3 protein-coding genes are annotated in these 4,384 nt (G+C 50.0%); all 3 read right to left on the bottom strand.

Annotated features, from left to right (window positions below):
• Window positions 1-1,111: DUF6288 domain-containing protein (locus BSZ32_RS18805; protein ID WP_165788756.1), on the bottom strand; the 1,111-nt coding region annotated here is incomplete at its 3' end.
• Between the two features lie 162 nt (window positions 1,112-1,273).
• Entirely contained in the window at window positions 1,274-2,134 is an 861-nt protein-coding gene (locus BSZ32_RS09355; protein ID WP_105043186.1) for a hypothetical protein, read from the bottom strand.
• 216 nt (window positions 2,135-2,350) lie between these two features.
• Window positions 2,351-4,117 carry a beta-L-arabinofuranosidase domain-containing protein gene (locus BSZ32_RS09350; protein ID WP_105043185.1) on the bottom strand — a complete coding sequence of 589 codons (1,767 nt, stop codon included), beginning with the start codon at window positions 4,115-4,117 and terminating at the stop codon, window positions 2,351-2,353.
• Between the last annotated feature and the right edge of the window lie 267 nt (window positions 4,118-4,384).

Genomic DNA, 4,384 nt, shown 5'->3' with positions numbered 1-4,384 from the left:
ACACCCCGCAGACTTTAGCCAATATGAGGAAAGTCGCACATGGAGCACCCGCCGCGTGCAAAGAACCATAACTAAAGTGGGCTGGTCCGCCCCGGCCGCTCCAAGCTCCACGGTACATGTTCGCCTTGAGCTCTTCGGTCATCTTCTTGATGACTGGCAGCACTTTTTTATCTCCAGTTCGCAGGTAATACTCACATAGCCCGTGGCCTTTGAATCCTTTATGCCAATTGAAGTCTCCTATGGTCTCAATGCCAGCCATCCACTTGCGGACAACTTTGAGATCTTTCTCCTCACCTGTTGAGAGCATGAAAAGCACGGCGCCCCATCCTGGCTCTTTTTGAGCTGCCAGATAGTCAGCTAACTTTCGCACAATCTTATCTGACTTAGGGCAGTCCAGTGGCCATGTCTTAGTATAGGCCCCCATGACGGGTAGGGTGACCAATACCGTACCTGCATCTTTGATCTTTAGACTGATCTTACCATCCGTAGCCTCCGCTTGGGTAATGATGTCGGCTAGAATTTCACGCGGATCTCTTTCTTCTAGTATCTGCCCATTGATACTCTCAATAATTTGCCCAGTTTTTAACTTGCCCGTTTTCGCAGCTGGAGACCCTTCCTCAACATTGGTGATCACCATGGTGAAATTCGGCTTAACCAAATCAATGCCAAGACCAACGGGGCCAAAGTTTTGGACATTCCACGGCTTTTTGCCGTTTACCTCTGGACGAGGCTGGAAGATCGTTGATCCATTGTAATAGGCTCCCGTCTTCGCACTCGGACTCTTCTTAGTTTGATGACTCTTTTTACTGGGCGCTTTCTTTGTTTTAGGTGCTTTAGAAACTGGTTCAACGGGCTGTTTTTGACTCTCAGCAAGGTATTGGATATCCTGCTTGGATAGGAATTTACGATTAAATGTCCTCTTTTTCCCATTCGACAGTGTTACCTTCACCGAACCTGTCTTGGCATCGTAGGAGGTGAGTTCGCCATTAAATGTCTTACCACCATCGGCACTCGTCCAGGTTTTCGCCTGCGCGCCCGTAATTAATAACGCGGCACTGACGACCATTGATTTCCAGCCGATGTGAATCGGCGCTAAGTTGAATTTTTTCATAAATTGCTAGGAATTTGATTTTTACGGGAGGTGTTAGAAGTTGCGGTCATGAGGGAAATAGGTGTTCGGAAGTGCTTTCATGGGTTGATAAGGGGGGTGATGCTTCCGACTCGCGGCGGGCAGCCTGTTGGTAGCCACGCCTTGTTCGCTTGCGCAGCAAATTTAGTCCGGATCGGCCCGTGCGCGGAAGAACAAGCTGTCTTGGCTCGGTATGAAGGAAAAGGGGCTGGTGGGTTGCGGGGTGACGTCAGCCCATTCCTGTAAATCTCCACTCTCCTGCAGCATTCCTGAGAACTCTACTTCGATTCGCCCATCAATGAACTCAATGCGTGAGATCGATGGCGGTTGGGTCTCGGAGATCACCGCATCATCGAGTATGAATAACATTGCGCCGTTTTCTGCGAAGAATGGGTTCGTGAATATTCCGTCATCTCCCGTGCGTCTGACGGCGTTCCCGTTCTGGGCAGAGCGCCATGAAAAATTGTTGTTCGGGTCGTTAGAGGTGTCGGCGAGTACCGAGAGCCAATACTTGGTATTGGCCGAGACGTTGACTGGTGTCACGTCGGCCGTGAAAACGTAGATGTCGTAGCCGGAGGACCCGCCTCCGAAGTTTTCCCCGGTGTCAGTCAGGGTGTTGAACACCACTTGCGAGGAGCCGATCACATTGGAGGTATCCGTCAGTCCCTCGATGTCGCCGTAGAACAACAGCTCAAAGGTCCAAGGTCCCTGAGGGCTGACCTCACGAGTGGGATGACTTACGATGCCCCACCAGGTAACGCTTCGAATCGTCGCAGGGGAAGCGACGGAAAAGTCGTCCGCCAGCTGCTGGCCCTTGCCATAAATGGCGTCTCGGTCAGATCCGGCCGCTCCATCGAACACCGCGGTGTTGGTGGTTGCCTGAGTGAAAATCGGCGAGGCCGAAGCCGGCCCGCATGCCGTGAGCGCGACAGCAACGCCGGCCAGAAGACTTTTCAGTTGGCGGAGTTTGTGAGTTTTTTGGTTCAGAATGATGTCGATCTTCATTGGCTTATCGTCGATAATTTTGATGTAATGATACTAGGTGGTGAGGTCAAATTCATTTCTTCGGCGAACGTAAAGTTCACCCAATTATTGCTAGGAATTTGCTTTTTGAGTGAGGTGTTCGGAGGGGCTTTCATGGGGTGATAAGGGAGGTGGTACGCGAAGGAGGAAGCAACAGGCCGGGTGGCAAACACACGGCTTGGGGCTTAAACGCTGGGGTTAGCGTTTTTTCCAGAGGATCTGACGGCTATATGTTTTCGGATCGTAGTGATGGTCGATGACGTCATTGATGGGAGCCAACGTCACTTCGCTGGATTCAACGGCGGCAGTTTTGCTTTCGGAGTTCCAGGTCAGTTTGATTTCGTTCGGCAATGCCAGTTCTTTTTTGCTCATGGTTCCCAGTAACAACGGCCCCTGATAGACCTTCTGGTATCCCTTGATTGTATGGATGTTGTGGGTTGCGACCAGATAAGGTTCCTGTTTAAAGGTGTACACCAGTGTGTCGCCAGCTTTCAGCGCTTTAGTCACAGAGATAAAGTTGTCTTTTTCTGTGGTTGCCTGCTCTTTTCCGTTGAGGGTCATTGCGGTCTTTCCAGCCCAGGATGGTTTGAAAAAGGCAAGTGCAGTTCCGGCTTGCGGAGCTTTTTCAACGGTAACGGTTACGACGCCGTTATACGGATAGTCGGTAGAGACCGCCAGCGTACCCCCGTTCAATGAAATCTTGGCATCATTGAAGAAGGGCAACATGAGTGTGTTCTCTGATTGCACAAAACTGTATTCAACCGCTTTCATCAGCCCTTCCGACCCGCGCATGGTGCAACACCACCACGCTTCAGGATTTTTGATTTTCAAAAAGGCATGCTCATGGCCGGAACAGTTTTCCAGACCGAACCCTCCATTTTTCCGCTGAGCATGAGCCATTCCATTGAAATAGATTTTGTGTGATTCTTCGAGATAAGCGGCTTTACCCGTGGCTTGCCAAAGTTGGACGGCCACCATAAAGGCATCGATAATGGCACAGGGTTCGGTGTGGGTCGGACGGCCGAACCAGTTGTAGTTCATATGATTTTCAGTGGCTCCTTCCCGCACATAGAGATTGAAGCGTTCTTCGGCTTCGGCAATTAAGCTGGCATCCCCTGTCATCGCCGCATAGCGGGTCAATCCGCGTAATCCGGTCAGGGTTGCATGGGTCTGGGCTTTAATGGCCACAAGATCCACTTTCAGAAAACGAGCGATCATTTCATCGATAATGGGATAGAGATCTTTTCGGTCGAGTACTTTGGCCGCCTGAATCACCCCATCCATAAAAATAAAATCACATCCGATATCGGTAGAAAGACGCCAGATTCCTTCACTATTGAGCACTTCGCCGGAATAGCCGCCCTTTTCTTTTTCACGCTTGGCCGGGTCAATCGGGTAACTTTTATGTTTCCCAGCAGTTGGGAGTACTAGGTTGTTGACCACATCCTCGATCATCTTTTTGACCTTGGGATCTTTACGGTCCTCATAAAGCTCACATAATCCACGCAAATACCAACCATGTCCGGAAAGCTGCTGTTCATCGCACTGCGGGAAATAATTCTTGCCGAAATACCCTTTGTCATTCACCCGTCCCGGCAACATATCTATGGTCTTTTGCAGGTGTACAGCATCGCGATCAACGGCTTGCTGCAACATGGCAAGCGACAGAATGGTACGTCCTTCCATATCACCCGGCCACTCGTACTTGGCCTCACGTAAACAACCCACATTCTCAATCGGCTGATAACGTTTGGTCTCCAAACGGTCGAAATTGCGCAGGATCCGCTTCTGCAGATCGCCCTCGATCTGGATATTTTCAAGGCCAATCGTGTTACGGCTGCCTTGCGGACCGGCCAAAGCCGATGTCATCAGGCCACAACAGAACAGCGTGGCGAATACTGCAGAAATACTATGCTGAATTACCTTGGAGGGGGATTTTTCGTGTCTGTCTATAAGTGAGTTCATCTTATCTATTCTTTGTTGGATTGAATTTCCATAAGGTAATTAATGGGTTGTCAGGAGTATTATTCTTTGTTCTTCGCACCCTCACCGGATCGATTCACCGTGGATGAAGCCGAACATGAGTCGCTGAGCCCCCTTGATTGAGCAGACATAAACCACAAGCGACAAGAATTACTTTCCATTTTTTTCTTGATGACTATAACCAATTTTGGGTAGGTTTACCCATGGCAGATTGGCAACGTCTTACCGCAACCGAGCAGCTCACGGCAC

The sequence above is a fragment of the Rubritalea profundi genome, assembly GCF_002954445.1.
Taxonomy (GTDB): domain Bacteria; phylum Verrucomicrobiota; class Verrucomicrobiia; order Verrucomicrobiales; family Akkermansiaceae; genus Rubritalea; species Rubritalea profundi.
Note: the sequence above shows the minus strand (reverse complement) of the source record. Positions and strands in the feature narration are given on the sequence as shown.